Origin of the sequence: Campylobacter showae (assembly GCF_963515975.1) — a bacterium.
GTDB classification, from domain to species: domain Bacteria; phylum Campylobacterota; class Campylobacteria; order Campylobacterales; family Campylobacteraceae; genus Campylobacter_A; species Campylobacter_A showae_F.
Window position 1 is genome coordinate 53,921 of record NZ_CAUPZM010000002.1, and the last position, 22,982, is coordinate 76,902.

Sequence of the window (22,982 nt, forward strand, 5' to 3'; positions counted from 1 at the left end):
AGAAAACCGTGGAATATAGAATAGAAAAAGACACGATGGGCGAGGTAAAGGTTCCAAACGACAAATATTGGGGAGCGCAAACGCAGCGTAGCCGCGAAAATTTCGAGATCGGAGTGGGGCTGGAGACGATGCCAAGAGAGGTCATAGAGGGCTTTGCCTACCTAAAAAAGGCGTGCGCGCTGGTTAATCGCAAGCTGGGCCGCCTAGACGAGCCTCGCACCGAGGCGATCGCGCAGGCGTGCGATGAAATTTTAAACGGCAAGCTGGACGGAAATTTCCCTCTGGTCGTGTGGCAGACGGGCTCGGGCACGCAGTCGAATATGAATTTAAACGAAGTCGTTTCAAACCGCGCGATGGAGATTTTGGGGCTAAATTTCCGCGATAAGGCGGCATTGGACGCCAAAGACGCAAAATTCGTGCACCCAAACGATCACGTAAATAAAGGCCAGAGCTCAAACGACACCTATCCTACGGCGATGCGAATAGCCTTTGTACTGGAGCTGCAAAAAAAGCTACTGCCAGCAATCCAAAAACTTGAAGCGACGCTGGATAAAAAGACCGCCGAGTTTGCGGGGATCGTAAAGATCGGCCGCACCCACTTGCAAGACGCCACGCCGCTCACGCTCGGACAGGAATTTAGCGGCTACGCGCATATGCTAAAGGCGAGCAAGGCGCAGATCCTAGCTACCATGCCGTTTTTAGAAGAACTTGCCATCGGCGGCACCGCGGTGGGCACGGGGCTAAACTCGCACCCGAAATTTAGCGAAATGGTAAGCGACGAGCTAAACGCGCTAACTGGCACGGCGTTTAAATTTAAGTCCCATCCGAATAAATTTCACGGCCTAACCAGCCACGACGCCGAGGTATTTTTAAGCGGCGCGCTAAACGGTCTGGCGGCAAATTTGATGAAGATCGCAAACGACGTGCGCTGGCTGGCAAGCGGGCCAAGATGCGGCATCGGCGAGATAAACATCCCCGAAAACGAGCCCGGAAGCTCGATAATGCCGGGCAAGGTAAATCCGACGCAGTGCGAAGCCGTCACGATGGTAGCGGCGCAAGTAATGGGCAACCACGTCTCGATCTCCATCGCCGCCAGCCAGGGCAACTTCGAGTTAAACGTCTTTAAGCCGGTGCTTACCTACAACCTCATCCAAAGCATCCGCCTGCTAAGCGACGCTATGGTAAGCTTTGAGAAACACTGCGCTTGCGGTATCACGGCAAACGAGGCTAAAATCGACAAGCTACTGCACGAAAGTCTGATGCTCGTAACCGCGCTAAATCCGCACATCGGCTACGCAAATGCCGCTAAGATCGCCAAAACCGCGCACCATAACGGCACGACGCTGCGTGAGGAAGCGATAAAATCGGGCATACTAACCGCTGAGGAATTTGACGCGTGGGTGGTGCCTGAGGATATGATCGCGCCGAAGGAGTAAATTTGGTCGCTTGATTTTTGGGCTCGGCGAGATTTGGGCGATTTTGCCGAGCCTAAGTAAAATCCGTAAATTTAAGAGCGAAATTTACGGTTGCGCCTTAAATTTTACTCAAATTTGCCGATATACTTTTAAATTTAAAGGCGCGGCGATGGATGTAAAACTAAACATAAATTTAAACTCAAATTTGATGAGCGTCGGCAAAAGCTCAGCGGCGGCTAGCGCGGCAAATTTAAACGCAGGCGCGCTAAATTTAAAAAGCGTAAATTTGCAAAGCGGCGATAGAGGCGATATCTTGCGCGGCGCGTCAGATTTTTTTGATAGCGCAAACGAGGGTGAAAGCAGCGCCGATATCTTAAAAAAGCAGCTAGAAAAACTGCAAAAACGACTAAAAGAGCTTGAAGCCGCGATAAAGCGAGTAAAAGCGAGCAAAAATCCATACGCAAAAGATATGGCGGCCTCGCTTGAGACGCAAAAGGGAGCGGTATTTGCGCAGATAATGCAAATAAGCGCGCGAATTTTAGAAATGCAAGGCGGCCAGAGTAAAATTTGACGCCGTAAATTTGTATTTCAAATTTTAAAGCCTTTGAACTAAATTCGTAAATTTAAGAAATAGGGCGATTTTGATTTTAAAATATCAAAATATAAAAATAATTTGTCAAATCTATCTTTTTATACTTTAATTATTTTTTAGAGCTTTATTTGCAAAAATATCACTAAAATAACAATAAACTTAATCATAAAAACTAATATTTTTGCTAAATATAAAATTTTAAATTTTAGTTGTAATATTTCAATTTCTAAAGCTATTTGATAATGATTAAAGACAAATTTACTCCGTTATCAAATATGCAAAAAATGCATATTTTACCCCAAAGGAGAGAGCATGAGAGATGACGTCCTAGTTAGGATAAACGAGAGGCTTAACGTGCTTGCCGCGCTTCCGACTCTAAAAAATGGATCGATCGGCGAAGCTTTAAAGAAAAGCGGATTTAGCAGGCGCGATTTTATGAAATGGGCGGGCGCGATGACGGCGTTTATGGCGCTACCTGCGTCGATGGCGCCTACAGTGGCTAGAGCCGCCGAGCTTAGCGATAGATTGCCCGTGATATGGCTACACATGGCCGAGTGTACGGGATGTAGCGAGAGCTTGCTTCGCACCGATGCGCCTACGATCGATAGTCTTATTTTTGACTACATTAGCCTTGAGTATCATGAAACCGTGATGGCGGCGGCAGGCTGGCAGGCGGAAGAAAATTTAGAAAGCGCGATCGAAAAATACAAAGACAGATACATCCTGCTGGTTGAGGGCGGCATACCTACGGGCGAGACGGAAAACTATCTAACGGTCGGTCCTTTGGGGCTTAGCGGCCTTCATCACGCAAAACACGCAAGCGAGAACGCCGCGGCGATATTTGCTATCGGCACCTGTTCGAGCTTCGGCGGAGTGCAGGCCGCAAGGCCAAATCCCTCAAATTCCGTCGGTCTATCAAAAGTAACCTCAAAACCCGTTATAAACGTCCCGGGCTGTCCTCCCAGCGAGAAAAATATCGTGGGCAACGTCCTTCACTACATACTTTTTGGTACTTTACCAGCGCTTGACGTATTTAACCGTCCAAAGTGGGCTTACGGGCTTAGGATCCACGATCTATGCGAGCGAAGGGGGCATTTTGACGCGGGCGAGTTCGTGCAGACCTTTGGCGACGAGGGCGCAAAAAACGGCTACTGCCTCTATAAAGTCGGCTGCAAGGGCCCATATACGTTTAATAACTGCTCTCGCGAGAGATTTAATCAGCACACCAGCTGGCCGGTGCAAGCAGGCCACGGCTGTATAGGCTGCTCGGAGCCTAATTTTTGGGATACTATGGGGCCTTTTGAGGAGCCGATGGCAGATAGGCTATTTAACACCGTTTTGGGTCTAGGCGCCGATAACGTCAGCGATAAAATCGGCATCGGAGTGCTGGCGCTCGCAGGCATCGGCATAGCAGCGCACGCCGCGATAAGCATTTTTGCTAAAGACAAAGAGGAGGCGTAAAAATGAGCGAACAAAGAATAGTAATAGACCCCATAACTAGGATAGAGGGTCACCTGCGCGTAGAGGTCGTCGTAGATGAAAATAACGTAGTTAAAGAGGCCTACTCGGGCTCGACGCTTTGGCGCGGTATAGAGCAGATCGTAAAGGGGCGCGATCCGAGGGATGCGGGATTTTTCACGCAGAGGATTTGCGGCGTTTGTACGTTTTCGCACTACCGCGCGGGCATCATGGCCGTCGAGGACGCGCTAGGTATCACGCCTCCGCTAAACGCGCAGCTAACGCGCACCCTGATGAACAACGCCCTTTATATGCACGATCATCCCGTGCATTTTTATCAGCTTCACGGGCTTGACTGGGTAGACGTGGTCTCGGCTCTAAGCGCGGACGTGCACAAGGCTAGCGACGAGGCGTTTAAATACTGCGACACGCCTTACGCTACGGGCGCAGATAAGCTAAAAGAGGTAAAAGAGCGAGTCGAGGCCTTCGTAAAAAAGGGAAATTTAGGGCCTTTTGCCAACGCCTACTGGGGACATCCGACCTATAAATTTACGCCCGAGCAAAATTTGATCGCGCTTTCTCACTATTTAGAGTGCCTAAGGATACAAAGAACGGTAGCGCAGATGATGGCGATATTTGGAGCAAAACAGCCTCATCCTCAAAGTCTCACCGTGGGCGGCGTGACCTGCGTGATGGACTTGCTAGATCCCGCAAGATTAGGCGAATATCTAACCAAATTTCAAGAAACGGCTGATTTTATCAACCGAGCGTATTATCCAGATCTAGTCATGGCGGCTAAAGCCTACGGCAGCGAGCCAAGCGTACTAAAAGACGTCGGCGTATCAAATTTATTCGCTTACGACGAGTTTTTAGTCGGCAAAAACGAGTATCTGATCCAAGGCGGAGTTATCCTAAACGGCGACATCAGTAAGGTTTACGAAGTAAACGGCGACAAGATCACCGAAGAAGCCACTCGCGCATGGTATAAAAACCCGGCTCCGCTGCATCCGTACGACGGCGAGACCGAGCCAAACTACACCGGCTTAAAAGATATGAAAACATTGGGCGGCAGCGGCAAAGAGGTAGATACCAAGGTCTTTGACGAAAAGGGCAAATATAGCTGGATCAAAGCCCCTCGCTATGACGGCAAACCGATGCAGGTGGGGCCTCTTGCCAGTATCGTCATAAACTACGCCAAAGGCAACGAGCGCGTGGTAAAGATCGTAGATAAATTTTTAAAAGACACGGGACTTCCGCTTGAGGCGGTATTTTCTACTCTAGGCAGAACCGCAACCAGGATGCTAGAGGCTAAACTAGTAGCCGATCATGGATTAACGGCCTTTAATAGCCTAGTAGAAAATCTAAAAACCGATCAAGAAACCTGCGCTAAGTACGTCATAGATAACGGTAAAGAGTATAAGGGAAATTTCCAAGGCAACGCCCCTCGCGGCGCGCTTAGCCACTGGTGCCGCATAAAAGACGGCGTGATAACCAACTGGCAAGCAGTCGTGCCTAGCACGTGGAACGCCTCGCCAAAAGATGCCGCAAACGCGCGCGGAAGCTACGAGGAGTGCCTCATCGGGCTAAAGATCGCCGATCTAACCAAGCCGCTTGAGATCATCCGCAAGATCCATTCGTACGATCCTTGTATCGCATGCGCCGTGCACGTGATGGATGCGCGCGGCAAGCAGCTGGGCGAATACAAAATCAACCCGAATTTGTGAAAGGAGCGGCTATGAGCGAGCATAAATTTGACCGCAAAAGCGAATATGAATTTTCCATCGGGCTTAGGGCGACGCACTGGATCAGGTTTTTTGCCATCACGTTTTTAGTCGTGAGCGGCTACTATATATCGTATGTTTTCGTTAGTCCCGAAATCACGAGCGAACCGACGAATTTTATGAACGCTAAATGGCGTATGGCGCACCAAATCGCGGGATTTATCTTGATAGCGTGCTTTATTTTCAAGCTTTATCTATTTATATTCGACAAACACAGTCGCAAAGAGGTCGTGAGCGTAGTCGATTTTTTTAGCCCGAAAGTCTGGATAGCGCAGATAAAATACTATCTGTTTTTAGGTCCGCACCCGCATCTAAAGGGCGTTTATAACCCGCTTCAGTTTGCGTCGTATTTTTTCTTTTACGTCGTGCTTTTTCTGATCTGCCTAACGGGCCTTGCGCTCTACGTTCACGTCTATCACGAGGGGCTTGGCGGGCTGCTTTACGAGCCGATGAGGCAGTGCGAGGAGCTAATGGGCGGGCTAGCAAACGTCCGCACGGTACATCGCGTCTGCATGTGGATCATTATCGTTTTTGTAGCCATTCACGTGTATATGGCCGTCTTTAACGCCGTAAAAGGCAAAAACGGAGCTATGGACGCGATTATTAGCGGCTACAAATACGTAAAAGACGAGCACTGATGCGCGTTTTGGTGCTAGGTATCGGCAACGTGATGTTTGGCGACGAGGGCGTGGGAGTGCATTTTGTCAAAATGATGGAGCGAAACTACAAATTTAGCCCTAAAATCAGGGCTAAATTTGACTCCGCTTTAAATTTGGACGATAAATTTGACGCGTCAAATTTGGACGTTGCAAACTCAAATTTAAGCGGCGATTTGGCTAGTCGAGGCGGCTTTAAATTTAATGCAGACGGCGCAAATTCGGAGCTAAGATTTATCGATGGCGGTACGCTAGCTATGGCGCTAACGCCCCTCATAGCTCAGGCGGACGTTTTGATAGTAGCCGACTGCATCAGCGCAGATGGCGGCGAGACGGGGGACGTGTATTTTTTCGGTTACGAGCAGATGCCGCCCACAATTTCCTGGAACGGCTCCGCGCACGAGGTCGAGATGTTAGAAACATTGCGGCTGATGGAGCTTGCGGGCGATTTGCCGCGGACTAAAATTTTAGGTATCGTGCCAAAACGCATCGAGCCTATGAGTTTTGAGATCTCGTCGCAGGCGCAAGAGGGCGTAAATTTGATGGAAAAGACGCTTTTAAACGAGCTTTCGCAGCTTGGATTTAGCTACGAAAAGATCGCAAATTTTAGCGTCTGCGATATCGCTTTAGAGTTTTCAAAAAGGGGCGCGATATGATTTTGGCCTACGAGTTTGACTGTGCGAGCGAAAATTTCGCCTTTTTTCTTAAATTTTACGCGCAAAAAAGCGGACTAAATTTTAGCATTAAAAAACAGCGGGGCTTAACTACGCTTTACGTCAAGGGCACACAAGAGGAGCTTTTGGAGTTTTCGGATATGCTTGCTAGCTCGCTGCCTCACAGCCTGTTTTTGCGTGGCTCAAAGGTCTATGCAGGCCAAAATTTACCGCAAGGCCAAACCAGCGAACCGCAAAACGCCCTCTCAAACATCACGCCGCGCGTCGTTAGCGCTTATTTTAAAGGCGAGCTAAAAGAGTGCGAAAACGGCGTTTTTAGCGATGTTTTCGTTTTTACGGACGACAAATTTACGCCCGTAACGAAGGCGAATTTTAACGGGCTTTTGGATTTTGCTTTTAAAAATTTAAGCGCGGGCGCGAGCGTTAAATTTAAAGATCTTAGCGGCGAATTTGAAGCTTTAAATTTTACCGAGCTAAACGAAAATTTTAATCTTTTAATGCCTACAAATCTTAAAAATTTACCCAAAATTTTTATCGCAAACGAAGCCGAACAAGTAGCCCTAGCAAGCTACGAAAAGCCCGCCGTTACGCTAAAAACGACGGCGATTTACCGCGGCAATTACCCAAACTCGCCAAGGTTTTTTGACGTCTGCGCCGCTAGAGACATTTTCCTCTACGCGCTTTGCGACAAGCTTTTTAAAGCGGGCGTAAATTTTATCGCGTTAAAAGCGCAAAAGCCGCCGTTTAAGGCTATCGTGCTTGAAAACGGATATATTTTTAGCGGCTCTAGGATTTATTATTCGCGCGCAAATTTGAGCGAGGTAGAGGGCGCCGCGGATAAAAATCTAGCGAATTTTAATCTCGCAAAAAAAGAATTTGACGAAGAGGGCGGGATAGTTAGGATATTTTTAAGCAGGTTTAAAGACGATGAAGTTAAAATTTACCCCAAATTTGATGATTTTAACGTCTTAAATTTCGCCTTGCCCGCAAGCTTTGACGAGCTTTACGCGCAGATAAAGCGTGAGGAGGGCGGCGAGAGATTGCTTCAAAATTACGGCGAAAGCTTTAGCCTGCCGCGCGGCGAGCTAAACGTACAAAACGGCTTTTTCGGGCTGTTTTGTATGGCGGGAGCGCTGCTTGGATTTGATAGCGATACGCAAAAAGCGGGCGAGATTTTACTGCAAAACGCGAGCGATTTTAACGGCGCAAAAGGGCCTAGGCTTGATTTTAAAATGCTAAACAAAACGCATTTTGACGTCGTTAAATTTGCTAGAAGCGGCATGAGCTTTAGGCTCGCTGGTGTCGATGCGAGGCTGCTTAGCTACGGATACGCCGAGTCGTTAGCGTATTTTTTGAGCGATTTTTCGGACGCGATAAAGCAGGATTTTAGCGTGCAAAACGCGCTACTTTGCGGCTCGCTTTTTGAGAATAAAACGCTTGCAAATTTGACGTTAAAGCATTTAAAAACAGGCTTAAACGCCAAATTTAGTAAAGAGTTTGTGATTGAAGAGATGTTTTAAATATGAAATTTCAGGTTTAGTCCAAGGCGTCGGCTTTCGCCCTTTTGTTTATAATCTAGCCCTTAAATTCGGCCTTGCGGGCGAAATTTACAACGACGACGAGGGCGTGAAGCTAACGCTTTGCGGCCTATGCGAGCAGATAGAAAAATTTGAAAAAGCGCTGCATGAGGAGCTACCAAGCCTCGCTCGTATCGACGAGATGAGAAAAACCGAGCTAGAGGATGCGAAATTTGACGAGTTTAAGATAGTCGCCTCAAAATCAGCCAAAAAACACGCGCCCATCTTGCCCGATTTTGCCCTCTGCGCAGACTGCGAGCGCGAGTTTTACGATCCCACAGACCCGAGGTATCATTATCCTTTTATCAACTGCACCAACTGCGGCCCGAGGTTTTCGATTATCGAATCGCTGCCTTATGACCGCGCAAACACGACGATGAACGCGTTTAAGATGTGCGAATTTTGCGGCGGCGAATACAAAAATCCGCTAAATCGCCGCTATCACGCCCAGCCCGTCTCCTGCCCAAACTGCGGCCCCAGGCTTGCTCTAAAAGATAAATTTGGGCGGGTTTTAGCGCGGGATAACGAAAGCGCAAAGCAGGCCGCGCGGCTCATAAACGAGGGTAAAATTTTAGCCGTAAAGGGGCTTGGCGGATTTCATCTGATGTGCCGCTTAAAGGATGATACGGTGGGGCTTTTAAGAGAGCGAAAAAAGCGCCCTAAAAAGCCATTTGCCGTGATGTGCAAAGACCTTACGCGCGCTAAAAAATACGCACAAATTTCGCCCGAAGAAGAGCGGCTTTTAAGCTCAAATTTAAAACCGATCGTCGTTTTGCAAAGCTTGCCTGATACGCCGGTTCCGTCAAATTTGGCGCCGGGGCTTAATAAAATCGGCATATTTTTGCCATACACGGGCGTTCATCTCTTACTTTTTGAGTACCTAGAGGGCGACGTCATCGCTACCTCGGCCAACGTCTCCGGCGAGCCCATCATCTACGACGAAAAAGACCTGCGAGAAAAGCTAGGCGGCGTGATAGATTTTTACCTAGATAACGACCGCGAGATACGCTCGCCAAGCGACGATAGTATCGCGTTCGTAGCGGGCGGCGAGCCTATATTTATCCGCACCAGCCGCGGCGTGCATCCTAAGTTTATCCGCACGAAATTTAAGAGCGAAAAGACCGTTTTAGCAGTCGGAGCGGAGCTAAAAAATCAGTTTGCGATCTTTAAGGACGGCGAGCTGATGATAAGCCCATATATCGGCGATCTAAAAAACGTCGCGACCTATGAGCGTTTTTGCGCGCTAATCAATCTTTTTAGCGAGATTTACGAGCTAAAATTCGACGAGATCGTAGCTGACTTGCACCCGCATTTTTTAAACCTAAAATGGGCGCGCGAATACGCTGCCAATTTTGGCCCAAATATCACGCAAATCCAGCACCATCACGCGCATTTGCTATCGGTGATTTTAGAAAACGATCTGGATGCAAAGCGCGAGTATCTGGGCTTTTGCTTTGACGGTACGGGATACGGCGCGGACGGGAGCGTATGGGGCGGAGAGATCATGAAAGTGCGCGGCAAAGAGTACGAGCGAGTTTGCAAATTTGACGAAATTTTGCTGATCGGCGGCGAAGCTAGCGTGAAAAATATCCGGCAGATAGCTTATGCCGCGATTTTAAAATATGATCTAGAGCGCGAGGCGGAGGCGTTTTTGGCCAAATTTGAGCCCGCTAAGCTAAAAAATCTAAAAATCCTGCACGAAAAGCAAATAAACTGCGTCAAAACCAGCTCGCTAGGACGCATTTTCGACGCGTTTGCGGCCGTGATCTTAGGGCTTGATAGCATTAGCTACGAGGGGGAGGCGGGGATGAGCCTGGAGGCGCTTTTTGACGCAAATTTGGACGCCTGCTACGAGTTTGAAATCAGGAGTGACAAAATTTGCTTTAAAGAGGCCTTTAAAAGAGCTTTAAAAGACGATGCTAAAACGGCTGCGACGGGCTTTATAAAAGGGCTCGTAAAGCTCGTAGCAGACGCGGCTTGCGCGCAGCCTAACGACGTCTTGCTAGCGGGCGGAGTTTTTCAAAATAAAGCCCTGCTTGAAAATGTAATTTTAATTCTTAAGCAAAAAGGTAAGAAGTATTACATAAATAAAAACTTTTCGTCAAACGACTCTTCGGTAGCTATCGGTCAAATCGCGCTTACATTAATTTAAATTAAAGTTTTCTGATGTATAATATCTAATAATTTCTTTAAGGAGGCGATAGTGGAAAATATCATAAGATTCAGCGTCTCGTTGCCAAAGCAGTTATTAGACGAACTTGACAACAAAATAAGCGCTCAGGGCTATGCTTCGAGAAGCGAGTTCACTCGCGATCTGATTAGGGAAAAAATAGTAAATGACAGCTGGAAGGACGCAGATGAGGATCTTATCGGCGTTTTGACGCTCATTTATCTACATCACCAAAACGACCTCGTCGTGAAAATGATGGACATCGAGCACAAGGCGAACCTGCATATCGCCTGCACGACTCACGTCCATGTGGATCACGATAACTGCCTAGAAACTCTGATACTGCGCGGCAAAGCAGGGTCTATCGAGAAATTTTCAGAAAAAATGGGCGGACTAAAAGGGGTTAAATTTGCAAAACTCACCAAAGCTGCCATCCCGCGCTCATAGCGCTTAAAATGCGGGCGGGTCTGATAAGCTCTATCAAATTTGCCCGCAAAAATCTCTTTTTTTATCGCGCATTTAGCCCTTTGATGTTAAAATCGCCGGAATTTATCGCTATTTTTATCCTAAGGCTAAAATTTGAAACATATTTCTTTTAAAAATTTCGTCCAAAACGAGGCGAGCTCGGGTATCTTGCTCATACTTGCCGCGATTTTTGCGATGATATTTCAAAACGGTTTTTTGAGCGGATTTTACAACTCTTTTTTACGCATAAATATGGGCGTGGTTTTTGGCGAATTTAGCCTGCAAAAGCCGCTCATTTTGTGGGTAAACGACGGGCTCATGGCAGTTTTTTTCTTTCTTTTAGGGCTTGAGCTAAAGCGCGAGATAGTCGAGGGCGAGATGCGAAATCCCGCTCAGATCGTGCTACCTATCGTAGGCGCCGTCGGCGGCATCGTCATGCCTGCGCTCGTTTTTTACGCGTTTAGCCACGCCGACGCTTTCGCGCTAAAAGGCTGGGCGATCCCGACTGCGACGGACACGGCGTTTGCTCTAGGTATCATAATGATTTTAGGCAAAAGAGTGCCGGCGAGTCTAAAAATTTTCCTCGTGACGCTATCTATCATCGACGACGTTTGTGCGATTTTGATAATGGCGATATTTTACAGCGGACATCTCTCGGCTATGTCGTTTGTGGTTGCCGGAGCGGCTACTTTAGGGCTTTTGGCCTTAAATTTAGCTGGCGTAAATAAAAAAGCCTGCTACGTGATTTTGGGCATAATCCTTTGGGTGAGCGTGCTAAAATCAGGCGTGCATGCGACGCTAGCGGGAGTCGTGGCGGCATTTTTCATACCGCTTAAGGCAAAGGACGGCGAGGGCTCGATGTTAAAACAGATCGAACACGACCTGCACGGCTACGTCGCATTTTTCGTGCTGCCGGTATTTGCCTTTGTAAATGCGGGCATCTCGCTAAAAGGCATCGGGCTGGAGCAGATTTTCCACCCCGTGTCGCTAGGTGTCATACTAGGGCTGTTTGCGGGCAAGCAGCTAGGGGTGTTTGGGTTTTGCTTTCTTGCGATCAAATTTAAGCTCGCAAAGCTACCGAAATACTGCAATCTAGCTCAGTTTTACGGCCTTTGCTTGCTTGCTGGTATCGGCTTTACGATGAGTCTTTTTATAAATTCGCTCTCCTATCACGACACGTACGAGTTTGCGTACGCCGATAAGCTCGCGGTACTCATCGCATCGCTGATCTCGGGTGTGACGGGCTATTCGATGCTCTACTGGGCCGGACGACACAGGATAATGAAATGCGTGGAGTAGAAAAATGATGATATTTCATAAAAATTTTCTCGCAGACGAGCTTGCGAAGTGGCGAGAAGAAGGGCTAATAAGCGATGAGGCGGCGCGCAAGATAGCGGCTAGATACGATATAGATTTATCGGGCGCAAACGAGCGGCGAAGCTTTATATTAAAGCTCGTTGCATATCTATTTTTGGCGCTTTCGCTATTTACTCTAGTGGGCGCAAACTGGGAGGAGCTACCGCGCGCTCTAAGGCTGATTATAGTTCTTGGCATACTGGCAGCGGTAAATTTTAGCGGAGTTTGGGCGCAAAAAAACGGCAAAGAGACGCAGGCTACGACGCTGTTTTTTCTAGGTAACTTTTGCTACGGCGCGGCGATCGTTTTAGTTGCGCAAATTTACCACCTAGGCGAGCATATGCCTGACGGCGTGCTGCTGTGGGCGGTCGGAGCTTTGGTGCTAGCGCTTGCGACGCGTAAATCCATCATCGCATTGCAAGCTCTTGTTTTGGGGCTTATTTGGTTTTTGATGGAGTTTGAGTTTAGCGGCGTTTCGCACGGATTTTTGTTATTTATAGTAGCTTGCGCGGCGGTGCTTTGGCGCGACGACTCCAGGTTGCTAATGGCTGCGCTTTTTGCGAGCGTGTTTGCTTATATCGTTTCTTTCGTGCTTTACGAGCGGTATTTTCTAGCTGATTTGCGCGTGGACGATGCGCTTTACGGAGTTCATTTTTTTGCGCTTAGCTACTGCTTGCTCGCCGTTTGCGCCTCGTTTTTGCTTGAGAGGGCGGGTAAATTTGAACTCGCGTTTTACCTTAAAAACATCGGCATCGTCTGCGGTGCGGGCATCTTGTGCTTTGATATGTCGCTTTACGAGGATTTGCATTTTTCGCGTCCGTGGTCTTACGGCGCCCAGAACTACGAGTATGTTTTAAACGGCGTTACGTTTTTAAAAAGCGTGTTTGGAGCGCTATTTGCCGCATTTTGCGCGGTATCTTTGGGGCTTGCGTTTTACTTTAAAAAATACGCCGCCGCTACCGCCATAGCGCTTTTAGTCGCGCTGCCTTTTATCTTAGACGCGTTTGCGGGCTACGAGGAGGGCGTGTTTTCGCTCATCGGCGTTTGCGTCGCGGTCGCTCTTATCAAGCAAAATAATATGAAATTCGGCATAGCGCTTATCTTTTGGGTGGCGTTCGTGCGCTACGTCGATCTAGTCGGTGATTACGTCAGCGCCAGCGCGCTATTTTTGGTATTTGCGCTCGTGGTGCTCGGGGTCTCTAGGATATCTAAAAAAAGGAGCGCGAAATGAAACTAAAGCTGATTTTTGCCGCCGCGGTATTTCAAATTTTAGCCGTGATCGCGATGCTTGCGTATGCGTACGCGCCGATATATTTTGGTAAAGAGATATTGATACGAACTACGGTTTACGATCCGCGCGATATGTTTCGCGGCGATTACGTGCGCCTTAGCTACGGCTTTGCGAGCGTTTACGAACTAGACAAAAGAGACTCGAATTTAAGCAAAAGGCAGCAGCTACACGGTGCTAAAATTTACGCCGTTTTAAAGCAGGATAAAGACGGCAGGTATAAATTTGACAGATATAGCTTCGAGCGACCTAAGGGCGGCACGTTTTTAGCGGGCAGGGTTGATTATAATACCGCAAATTTCGGCATCGAGGCCTTTTTCATGCCGCCCAAAAGTGCAAAGCAAATGGAGCGAGATATGATGGAGTTTAACGCCACGGCCGTCATCAGCGTGATGGATAACGGCAAAGCTCGCATCAAGGATATCGTAATAGAAAAGCCAAAAGTCGGAGAATCTAGCAAGCGTTAAATTTACGGGCGGCTAGAGGGGCTAAATTTGACTAGATTTATCTAAGCTCAAATTTAGCCCTAGCCTTCAAAATTTGACTCAGCTTAAATTTGAGTCAAATTTGACCGATCTCGCCGCCGCCACAAAAATCTCAAAATATAAATAAAACGCAACAAAATAATATCCGCAAGTATGAAACTAAAGCAATTTTTTAACATCTAAGAGTATAATAACCCCAAAAAATCGCTAAGGAGAAGCAAGATGTGTAAAGATTGCGGATGCTCGCTGGGCGGGCACGATCACGCTCATACTCACGCCGACGGCACGACTCACTCGCACGCTCACGATCATGGCGCCCAGCACGGACACGGAGCGGCTCACGAGCATAGTCACGGCCACGCGCACCCGGCGCTAAACGACAGCAAAACGGTCGAAGTGATAACGAAAATTTTATCCCAAAACGACGAAGAGGCCGCGCACAACCGCGCTCACTTGGACGAGCACGGGATTTTATGCGTAAATCTCATGAGTAGCCCCGGCAGCGGCAAAACTACGCTACTAGAAGCTACGATAAAAAGCGGTAAATTTAAAATCGGCGTCGTCGAGGGCGATCTAGAAACCAACCAAGACGCCGACCGCATAGTAAAAGCCGGCGGCAAAGCCCACCAAATCACGACCGGACAGGCATGTCACCTGGATGCGTTTATGGTGCACGAGGGGCTTCATCATCTGCCCCTAGAGGGCCTTGATATAGTTTTCGTAGAAAACGTCGGCAACCTCGTTTGCCCTGCTAGCTACGACGTCGGCTCGCACTTTAACGTCGTGCTGCTATCGGTGCCAGAGGGCGACGACAAGGTAGCCAAATACCCCGTGATGTTTCGTGCCGCCGATCTTATCGTGATAACCAAAACTTCGCTGTTGCCGCATTTTGAATTTGACGTTAAAAAAGTCGTCAAAGAGGCTCGCAAGCTAAATCCGAAGGTCGACGTCGTCGAGCTTGACGCAAAAACGGGCGAGGGCATGGAGAAGTGGCTGGATTTTTTAAAATTTAAAAAAGAGCTTAGATAATGTGCCTCTCAATCCCTTCAAAAGTAATCGCTATCGACGAAAATAACGTCGCTACCGTAGAGACGCTAGGCGTGAGTCGCCGCGTGAGCCTCGATCTCATCGCCCAGCCCGTGGCCGTCGGCGAATACGTACTCATCCACGTCGGCTACGCGATGGAGAAAATCGATACGAAATTTGCGCTAGAAAGCATCGAAATCTACCGCCAAATCGCCAAAGATATGCAAAGCGGCCAGATCGGCGCGAATGAGGGCGACGCGGGGCTAAGTGCCATGCAAGCGGCGGCAAATAAGCCGGGCGCAAAGGAAAAAGCGTGAATCTAATCAATGATTTTCGCGATAAAGAGCTTATTTTGGCGCTTTCAAAACTCATCAAAAAAGAGAGCGTAAAACCGCTAAATATCATGGAAATTTGCGGCGGACACACGCACTCGATCATGAAATTCGGCCTGCCACAGCTAGTGGGCGAGCATATAAATTTCGTCCACGGCCCAGGCTGTCCCGTGTGCGTGATGCCAAGGAGTCGCGTAGACGAGGCTATCAAGCTAGCCCAGATGCCGGGCACCATCCTGTGCACTCTAGCCGATATGATGAGAGTCCCTGGCTCAAGCACCAGCCTGCAAAAGCTACGTGGCGAGGGTTGCGATATCAGAGCGCTATATAGCCCGCTAGACTGCATCAAAATCGCGCGGGAAAATCTCGACAAGAGCGTGATATTTTTTGCGATCGGGTTTGAGACGACGACGCCTATGAGCGCAAATTTAGTGCAAAAGACGCTAGAGCTCGGGCTAAAAAATCTATTTTTCCATATAAATCACGTTACCGTCCCCGCACCCGTGCGAGCGATCCTAAACGACGAAAACGTCAAGATCGACGCATTTTTGGGGCCTAGCCACGTGAGCGTGATCACGGGATACGGCATCTACGAGAGCATCGCGGCCGAGTATAAAAAACCTATCGCGGTTAGCGGATTTGAGCCGCTTGATCTGATGGACGGTATCCTAAACCTCGTTCGCCAGCAAAACGCGGGCACGCACGAGGTCTATAACGAATACGCAAGAGTCGTCACGCGCGAGGGCAATCAAAAAGCAAAGGCGCTCATAGACGAGTTTTTCGAGCCGTGCGACTTCTCGTGGCGCGGTCTTGGCGTTATAGCTCAAAGCGGTATGAAGCTACGCCCCGAGTACGCGAAGCTTGACGCGAGGGTAAAATTTGACTGTAGCGTGCAAAGCAAAGGCGAGAGCAAGGCCTGTATCTGCCCTGAAATTTTACGCGGACGAGCAAAGCCCTTTGACTGTAAAATTTTCGCTAAAGCCTGCACGCCAAAAACCCCGGTTGGCTCGTGCATGGTCTCTAGCGAGGGCGCATGTGCGGCATACTACAAATACGGCGACGTCAAAAGCGCGGGCTAAGAGGAGACAAATTTGAGCAAGATAATGCTAAGCCACGGCGGCGGCGGCGAGGAGATGAACTCGCTCATAAACGAGACGATTTTTAGGATATTCGATAATGAAATTTTGCGCGAGAGCAACGATAGCGCGATACTAAAATTTAGCGACCTTTACGCGGACGAGAGCGATAAATGCTCGGCAAATTTGACACCTAAATTTAAAGGCAAACTTGCCTTTAGCACCGATAGCTTCGTGGTTACGCCGATATTTTTTAACGGCGGCGACATCGGCAAGATCGCGGCGTGCGGCACGATAAACGACCTAGCCATGGTCGGTGCCGAGGCAAGATACCTAAGCTGCGCGCTAATAATCGAAGAGGGGCTTGAGATATCCGAACTAGAGCGCGTGCTAGGCTCGCTAGCCGCCGTCGCTCGCGAAAACGGCGTGCAAATCGTCTGCGGCGATACCAAGGTCGTGCCGCGCGGCAAATGCGATAAAATTTTCATCAACACGAGCGGCATCGGCGAGATCGTCTTCGAGGGCGTGGAGCTAAAAAGCCTGCGCGCGGGCGCTAAGATCCTGATCTCGGGCGACGTGGGCAGGCACGGCGCCGTGGTGCTGGCTAGCCGCGAGGAGCTGGATCTACAAAGCGAGCTAAAAAGCGACTGCAAGGCGCTAATGGGCGCGGTAAAGGCGCTGATAGAGGGCGGCGTAAAGCCTCTTTGTATGCGCGACGCGACGCGCGGCGGTCTTTCGGCGGTGCTAAACGAATGGGCGAAATTTAGCGGCCTAGATATCCTCGTGCGCGAGGAGGATATCAAGGTCAGCGACGAAGTGACGGGCGTTTGCGAGCTATTTGGCTTTGAGCCTTATGAGCTAGCCAACGAGGGTACGTTCGTGCTGGCCGTAGATGAAAAAGACGAGGCGCGCGCGCTTGAAATTTTACGCAAATTTGACGCTAACGCAGCCTCGATCGGCGAGATTTTGGGTGCCTCAAACGGCCGCGTCATCTTGCAAAACGCATACGGCTCAAAGCGCTTTTTAGAAGCGCCAAAGGGCGAGCTGTTGCCCAGGATATGCTAGGCGCGGCGATGGCTAGATCAAATTTAGATGCGCTAGATTTTCTGGCTTATACGTCACGCGAGCTGGCTCGCAAAATTTATCAAATTTACGCCCTAGACGCGTGCGTAAAAATAAAATCCGCTCCGTCTGCAAGCGAGGCAAGCCGATGCACGAACTAAGCATAGTGCAAAGCCTAGTCGTGCTTTGCGAGAAAAACGCCGCCGCAAACGGCGCGAAAGAGGTCGTGCGCCTTGAAGTGCGTATCGGGCGGCTAAGCGGCGTCGAACCTCACTATCTGCAAAGCGCGTTTGAAGTTTATAAAGCGGGCACGATCTGCGAAAATGCCGAGCTTTTGATCGTCTTGCAAAACGTCTCCGTGGAGTGCAAAAGCTGCGGCTTTAGCGGCGAGCTTAGCGAAAACGACTTCACCTGTCCGGCCTGCGGCTCGCAGGAGCTTGATGTCACGGGCGGCGAGGATATGCACCTCATGCGCCTTGAGATGCGGTGATTTTGCCGCAAATTTTAGCTCAAATTCGGCGTTTAAATTTGAGCTAATTTTTAAAATTTACTTCCAAAAACGCGGCAAATTTGACGAAACTCTGTCTACTTGCCCCTCTAAAAAGCGCCTAGATAAATTTAAAAGGAAGCTAGATGCCTAGATATTCGTTTGAAACCATAGAGCAAATGCTGCTAAAATGCGTAGCCCAGGGCGGCGAGCCCGAGCTTAGCTTTTGCCTGCGCGGCGCAGAGTACATGATCATCGCCTATGCGCATCGCTGCTCGTTTCAAAGGTGCGCGGACGGATCCGGCGCAAACGCGAGCGGCGAGCGGTATTTTGCCACGCTGCAAGAACTCTACGTCGCGCCGTAGATAGACGGGCGCTCGCTAGAGGAGCTTTGGGGCGAGGCGGATGATTTTTACTGTTTTGATTTCGAGCCGTGAGACCCCGAGATTTGTGCGGCGCAGGCAAATGCGCGGGTAAATTTGAACTAAATAAATTTGAAAGGAAATAAATGGGTTCTGCTTGGAATTGCAGCGCGAAAGAGCGTAGCGCGGACAGTAAATTTAACGCGGAATTTGATGGTCTCGACCTAGCCATGGGTGCGCCAAGTCTTGGCGAGCTACGGCTTTACGCGAGCGCGGAGACGCAGGGTTTAAATTTGAAGCGCAAAGAAAGCGATGGCGAGAGCAAAAACGTAAAATTTAGCCGAAGCGGCGAGATTGAGCAAATTTTACTAAGCGAGCAGGCTACGGCGTGCTTTACGTTTTCGGGCGATTTGCGGTTTTTGGCGTTTGCCGAGTGGACGGCCGATAAAATGCAGCTCGCAAAGGTGCTACGGCTAGCGGACATGAGCATAAAAACCGTGGACGGACTCCAGAGAGTCGCGGAGTTTTTATCTTTTAAGGACGGTTTGCTGGAGATTTTGGACTCGCCGATTTTTATGCCCGAAAGCTTTTGGGTGGACGTCCGCGAGCTTTTTGACGATGAGATCAAAAACTAAATTTGACGCCGTAAAACGCCCGAGCCGCTAGCGAAAAAATTTAAAACGCAAGCAAATTTAATAAAAATCGTAGTCCTAGCAAGACGGCGCCGAGCGCCAAAACCTACCGCAAATTTGCAGGAAATACACAAAAACCTACGGTCGGTGCGCTAATTTTATGAGGCCGTTTTTGCCCTGAGCGCATTTAGCGCGTCTGTATACTATACACCTACGCCTGGTTTATCTTGCCAGCCTTTGCGCCGTTTTCATTAAATTTGACGCGTACGCAATTTTTGACTTTGTGCCGTAAAATATTGCGGCGACATTTGGCGTTTTGCTTGCCGTTTTACCGCCGTTGCGATCTATAAAGATTACAAATTTACGAAAATCCGCAGCGACTCTAGTCTATTTTAAGGGCGAAATTTTTGCTACGCGGACATTGACGCTGCGATTTTGGATTTTGTTTTCGACTCGGTTTTTAAGTATGGCGCTCATGCTTGCCGTTTAAAAATAGCAAAGACCACAAATTTGATTAAATTTGCCGATACTCAGCGAACGCCTTGCGCAGCCAAGCGGTGCTGGGTATCAAATTTGGCTTAAATTTAACCCGCAAACTAGCGGCGCAGACGCTTGCACTCGTCAAATTTACTCAAATATCAAAAACGGCGCTTCAAGTACGTTTCTGATTATCTTAAACGGCGAGAGAAGCGCATCTTGCAGGATTTGCGTCGAGTACTGCGGCTTTTGCAACGTTCCGCGCACCTTGATGACGGTCGAGAGAGTGCGGTCTTTACCCAGCACGATCTGATTTATGAGCGGGATTTTGTCGATGATGGAGCTGGCGTCCTTTAGCAGCTTTAGCTCCAGATCCACGTCGATCTCTTTGGTTGCGAGATTTATCGTGCCGTGACCGCCGATATCCGCGCTCGAGCTCTCTAACTCGATGGCTAGAAACTTTAGCACGTCTGCCTTTTTCTCAAATAAAATTTTGCCGAATTTTACCGGATAGCCGTCGGCGCCGAAGTCGGGCGTCTTAAACACGAGCAAGGACGGCACGGAGTTTAAAAACGTGAGAAGCTGATTGTAAAACGTGTAGTCTTTTAGCGTGGCGCCGATTAGCCTTACTTCACCCTTAAAATCATCTGTGCTAGCACCCAAAACGCGCATTTTAAAGCTGCCGCCCTCAAAGCTCTTAATGTTAAAGATCGAGTTGATAAACTCGCCTCTGATGTCGTTTGCCGATATTTCAAATTTTTTGTCCGATTTTATAAGCGAAAAGTTGCCGCGAGCGGGCTTAGCGTCAAATCTCACCGTCCCGCCCGCACTTTGACCGCTATATGCTAGCAGATCTAGAGTCGCGTTAAAATCATTTAAAACAAGCTTCGAGCCCTTGGCTTCAAACTCGATGTCGCCTTCCTTATCGGTCAAATTTTCATCGCCGCTAAGCACAAGATCGAGCTCCTTTATAAAAAGCTCCGTTTTGCCGCCCGCGATTTTGAAATTTAGACCGCCGCTTTTGCTTTTGCCCGTTGCGCCCTTTGCATTTACGTCGATGGTAAAGCTATCGGCGTCATACGGCGAGCCGTCTTTTTTAAGTAGCGGAGTTTCAAATTTGACATCGTTAGCCTCTATGCTAAGATTTTCAAAATCCTTGGTTTTTATATTTACGCCGCCTTCAGAGATTTGCAGGCTTTTTAGCAGCGGCGAGTAGGGCAGCAGATCGCGCGCGTCGGGTAAATTTATCTCGTTTTGCGCGGCGAATTTTAAACTGGCGGCAGCCGGAGACGCGATATCTAGCTTCGTATCTTTGCCGCTAAAATCAAGCCTAGCCGCAAACGGCGTCGTGCCCAGTTTTAAAATTTCGCTCTTGCCGAAGGCTAAATTTAGTCCTTTTAGCGTACCGTTTATGTCGCCTGCGAGCTTTCCTAGATCGAGATTTACCGCTGCGTCCGCGCTAAAAAAATCCATCCCCGTGTTTTTCGCATTTACCTTTAACTTGTCGTTTAAAAGCTCGACGTCTGCGGTATCTACGTTAAATTTAGCTCCAGCGATTAGCGTCTGTCCGCCGGTGATCTTAAATTTGCCCTTAGGCGTCACTTCTAGCGGGTCAAATTTGATATCAAGCGCGAGTTTGGCGTCGGTTTTGCCGCTTAGCTGCTCGACGGGAACTTCGATATCGTAGGCCTTTAGTATGGAGTTTACGCTTTTGTCGTAGAGAGCCGAGGTTTGCAGATTTAGCGTGAGCCCGGCGCCTTTTTCCTCGAAAATTTTATAGATTTCAAGATTGCTTCCGTTTAGATTTTTGCCCTGCCATTTTGGGTTTTTTAGCGTGAAAAATAGCGAACCCTTTTTTAGCTCGACATCTACTCCTTCGGCGGTCGCAGCGGGCAACTTTTCGTGAAATTTAACCTTTACGTTCTTAGAAAATCCCTGCGCGCTAAGCTCGTTTAGATAGGGTTCTTGCTTGTTTAGGTCAAATCTGCCCCGAAGCGATTTTACGAAGTAGTTATCCGCTGTGATGTAGCCGTAGATCCAGCTTTTTATCTCTTTATCTAGTCCCGTTTTTGCGCCCAGCTCGTCCATAAAGCCTCTTAGGCTAGTCGCATTTATGTCGCTTAGCTCGTATGATAGCTCGCCTTTTTTGAGATTTACCGTAGCGTTTCCGTTTAGCTCGTGACTGGAAAACGTACCGTTAAAATCGTAAATTTGACGCCTCAAATCGGCATTGCTAACGCCGCTTAAAGTGATGTTAAAGTCCTTAAACTCGAGTAGATAAACATTTGCGGTAATGCCGTCGTCGGTGTCTTTAAAATTTGAGCTAACCGCCAAAAACGGGCTATCTAGGTAAAAAACGTCGTCTCTGTAAAATAGCGTGGACTCGCTGTTTAGAAATTTGACGCGTTCGAGCAAAATTTCGTCAAATAGCCTGTCGATCCAGACGATGTTTTTGGAGAGGTCTAGTAGCGCTTCCTCGGAGCTATCCTTGGCGCTTTGTTTAGGTATCTCTATATTTTTCGCGCGTAAAATTATTTTTTTATCGAGTTTTATATATAATTGCTCTATTTTAAAGTCGCCCGCGTCGATATTTTCTATCTCGACGCCGTGTTTTAGGACGGCTATAAAAATGACGAATATCAAAACCGCAGGGATCAAAATGCGCCAAATTTTCTTCATTATCAGCGAGATGATTTTCATATTTTTTCTGAGCTTTCTTGTTTATCTTAGCCGCCCGGTGAGCGTGAGCGAGGTCATTTTCGTGCCTCAGGGCAGTACGCTTGGGATTATATCATATCTAAGCGAAAAAAATACGGACGCAAATAAAATAGACGCCGTGATCTTGCGCGCTATGGGGCATGTGCAAGCAGGCTGGATAGACCTGGGCGCGGCAAAGCTTAGCAAGCTTGATTTTTTATATAAGCTCACGACCGCAAAAGCGGCTTTAACGCAAATAACGCTGATTCCTGGCGAAACGACGGCCGTATTTTTGCAAGAGGTCGCAAAAAAGCTAAATTTGAGCGAGGCGAAGCTAAATGAATTTTACGCCAAATTTGCTCCGCTAGAGGACGGCTTTTTGGTGCCTGAGACATACAAAGTACCGCTTGGCGTAAACGAAGAACAGCTAGCGGTGCATCTGGTAAATTTATCTAAAAAATCCCACGAAAAAACGGCTAAAGAGCTGCTGGGAAGCTACGACGAAAAGCGCTGGAGCGAGTATCTCGTGACGGCCTCGGTCGTGCAAAAAGAGGCTGCAAACGAGGATGAGATGCCCCTTGTCGCCTCCGTCATCCAAAACCGCCTAAAAAAGGGTATGAAGCTGCAAATGGACGGCACGCTAAACTACGGGCTATATTCGCACGAGACGGTCACGGCCGAGCGCATACGAACCGATAAAAGCAAATTTAACACCTATCTAAACGAAGGTCTGCCGCCAAGCCCCGTCTGCACCGTGGGTCTAGCGGCGATAAGAGCGGCGATAAGGCCCGCGCAGAGCGAGTTTTTGTACTTTGTTCGCGATAAAAAGACGGGCAAGCATAAATTTAGCGCGACGTACGAGGAACACGTAGGCGCGATAAACTCTCAAAAATAGCCCGCCAAAAGGCGTTTTA

22 protein-coding genes are annotated in these 22,982 nt (G+C 48.5%); 21 read left to right on the forward strand and 1 reads right to left on the reverse strand.

Annotated features, from left to right (window positions below; translation table 11 throughout):
* Window positions 1-8: 8 nt before the first annotated feature.
* From fumC to RWM02_RS01110, 20 genes are all read left to right on the forward strand, one after another.
* On the forward strand, window positions 9-1,436 hold the full coding sequence (gene fumC / locus RWM02_RS01015) for a class II fumarate hydratase (RefSeq protein WP_314068515.1): 1,428 nt from the start codon (window positions 9-11) through the stop codon (window positions 1,434-1,436).
* 10 nt (window positions 1,437-1,446) lie between these two features.
* Window positions 1,447-1,986 (forward strand): hypothetical protein, encoded by a 540-nt coding sequence (locus RWM02_RS01020; protein WP_314068516.1) that lies wholly within the window; start codon window positions 1,447-1,449, stop codon window positions 1,984-1,986.
* A 333-nt stretch (window positions 1,987-2,319) separates the two neighbouring features.
* A complete protein-coding gene (locus RWM02_RS01025; RefSeq protein ID WP_314068518.1) occupies window positions 2,320-3,468 on the forward strand; it encodes a hydrogenase small subunit in 1,149 nt (382 codons plus the stop codon).
* 2 nt (window positions 3,469-3,470) lie between these two features.
* Window positions 3,471-5,189: a nickel-dependent hydrogenase large subunit gene (locus tag RWM02_RS01030; RefSeq protein ID WP_314068520.1), complete on the forward strand. Its 1,719-nt coding sequence runs from the start codon at window positions 3,471-3,473 to the stop codon at window positions 5,187-5,189.
* An 11-nt stretch (window positions 5,190-5,200) separates the two neighbouring features.
* Window positions 5,201-5,884: a Ni/Fe-hydrogenase, b-type cytochrome subunit gene (gene cybH / locus RWM02_RS01035; protein WP_314068522.1), complete on the forward strand. Its 684-nt coding sequence runs from the start codon at window positions 5,201-5,203 to the stop codon at window positions 5,882-5,884.
* Complete coding sequence (locus RWM02_RS01040; protein ID WP_314068524.1) at window positions 5,884-6,558, forward strand: HyaD/HybD family hydrogenase maturation endopeptidase; 675 nt, start codon at window positions 5,884-5,886, stop codon at window positions 6,556-6,558. Before cybH ends, RWM02_RS01040 begins: the two co-directional genes overlap by 1 nt.
* Window positions 6,555-8,096, forward strand: a complete 1,542-nt coding sequence (locus tag RWM02_RS01045; RefSeq protein WP_314068526.1) for a hypothetical protein — start codon at window positions 6,555-6,557, stop codon at window positions 8,094-8,096. The genes RWM02_RS01040 and RWM02_RS01045 overlap by 4 nt, the downstream gene beginning before the upstream one ends.
* Window positions 8,080-10,305 (forward strand): carbamoyltransferase HypF, encoded by a 2,226-nt coding sequence (gene hypF / locus RWM02_RS01050; RefSeq protein WP_314068528.1) that lies wholly within the window; start codon window positions 8,080-8,082, stop codon window positions 10,303-10,305. Before RWM02_RS01045 ends, hypF begins: the two co-directional genes overlap by 17 nt.
* A gap of 51 nt (window positions 10,306-10,356) precedes the next feature.
* Entirely contained in the window at window positions 10,357-10,770 is a 414-nt protein-coding gene (gene nikR, locus RWM02_RS01055; protein WP_185898886.1) for a nickel-responsive transcriptional regulator NikR, read from the forward strand.
* A gap of 132 nt (window positions 10,771-10,902) precedes the next feature.
* Window positions 10,903-12,087, forward strand: coding sequence for a Na+/H+ antiporter NhaA (gene nhaA / locus RWM02_RS01060; RefSeq protein ID WP_314068530.1), 1,185 nt, complete (start codon window positions 10,903-10,905; stop codon window positions 12,085-12,087).
* 4 nt (window positions 12,088-12,091) lie between these two features.
* Window positions 12,092-13,375, forward strand: a complete 1,284-nt coding sequence (locus tag RWM02_RS01065) for a DUF2157 domain-containing protein (protein ID WP_314068532.1) — start codon at window positions 12,092-12,094, stop codon at window positions 13,373-13,375.
* On the forward strand, window positions 13,372-13,899 hold the full coding sequence (locus RWM02_RS01070) for a GDYXXLXY domain-containing protein (protein WP_314068534.1): 528 nt from the start codon (window positions 13,372-13,374) through the stop codon (window positions 13,897-13,899). The genes RWM02_RS01065 and RWM02_RS01070 overlap by 4 nt, the downstream gene beginning before the upstream one ends.
* 240 nt (window positions 13,900-14,139) lie before the next feature.
* Window positions 14,140-14,946, forward strand: coding sequence for a hydrogenase nickel incorporation protein HypB (gene hypB / locus RWM02_RS01075; RefSeq protein WP_314068536.1), 807 nt, complete (start codon window positions 14,140-14,142; stop codon window positions 14,944-14,946).
* Complete coding sequence (locus RWM02_RS01080; RefSeq protein ID WP_314068538.1) at window positions 14,946-15,260, forward strand: HypC/HybG/HupF family hydrogenase formation chaperone; 315 nt, start codon at window positions 14,946-14,948, stop codon at window positions 15,258-15,260. Before hypB ends, RWM02_RS01080 begins: the two co-directional genes overlap by 1 nt.
* Entirely contained in the window at window positions 15,257-16,354 is a 1,098-nt protein-coding gene (gene hypD, locus RWM02_RS01085) for a hydrogenase formation protein HypD (RefSeq protein ID WP_314068540.1), read from the forward strand. The genes RWM02_RS01080 and hypD overlap by 4 nt, the downstream gene beginning before the upstream one ends.
* Window positions 16,355-16,366: 12 nt before the next feature.
* Window positions 16,367-17,416 carry a hydrogenase expression/formation protein HypE gene (hypE, locus tag RWM02_RS01090; protein ID WP_314068542.1) on the forward strand — a complete coding sequence of 350 codons (1,050 nt, stop codon included), beginning with the start codon at window positions 16,367-16,369 and terminating at the stop codon, window positions 17,414-17,416.
* Window positions 17,417-17,424: 8 nt separating this feature from the next.
* Window positions 17,425-17,574, forward strand: coding sequence for a hypothetical protein (locus RWM02_RS01095; protein ID WP_314068544.1), 150 nt, complete (start codon window positions 17,425-17,427; stop codon window positions 17,572-17,574).
* Window positions 17,562-17,903, forward strand: coding sequence for a hydrogenase maturation nickel metallochaperone HypA (gene hypA / locus RWM02_RS01100; protein ID WP_314068545.1), 342 nt, complete (start codon window positions 17,562-17,564; stop codon window positions 17,901-17,903). Before RWM02_RS01095 ends, hypA begins: the two co-directional genes overlap by 13 nt.
* Window positions 17,904-18,046: 143 nt before the next feature.
* A complete protein-coding gene (locus tag RWM02_RS01105) occupies window positions 18,047-18,265 on the forward strand; it encodes a hypothetical protein (RefSeq protein WP_314068547.1) in 219 nt (72 codons plus the stop codon).
* A 143-nt stretch (window positions 18,266-18,408) separates the two neighbouring features.
* Window positions 18,409-18,897 (forward strand): flagellar protein, encoded by a 489-nt coding sequence (locus RWM02_RS01110; protein ID WP_314068549.1) that lies wholly within the window; start codon window positions 18,409-18,411, stop codon window positions 18,895-18,897.
* Window positions 18,898-19,521: 624 nt separating this feature from the next.
* Here RWM02_RS01110 and RWM02_RS01115 read toward each other — a convergent pair.
* Window positions 19,522-22,071, reverse strand: coding sequence for a YhdP family protein (locus tag RWM02_RS01115; RefSeq protein ID WP_314068550.1), 2,550 nt, complete (start codon window positions 22,069-22,071; stop codon window positions 19,522-19,524).
* Here RWM02_RS01115 and mltG point away from each other — a divergent pair.
* Window positions 22,001-22,963, forward strand: a complete 963-nt coding sequence (mltG, locus tag RWM02_RS01120) for an endolytic transglycosylase MltG (RefSeq protein ID WP_390887709.1) — start codon at window positions 22,001-22,003, stop codon at window positions 22,961-22,963. The two genes, RWM02_RS01115 and mltG, sit on opposite strands and share 71 nt — an antisense overlap.
* Window positions 22,964-22,982: the final 19 nt, after the last annotated feature.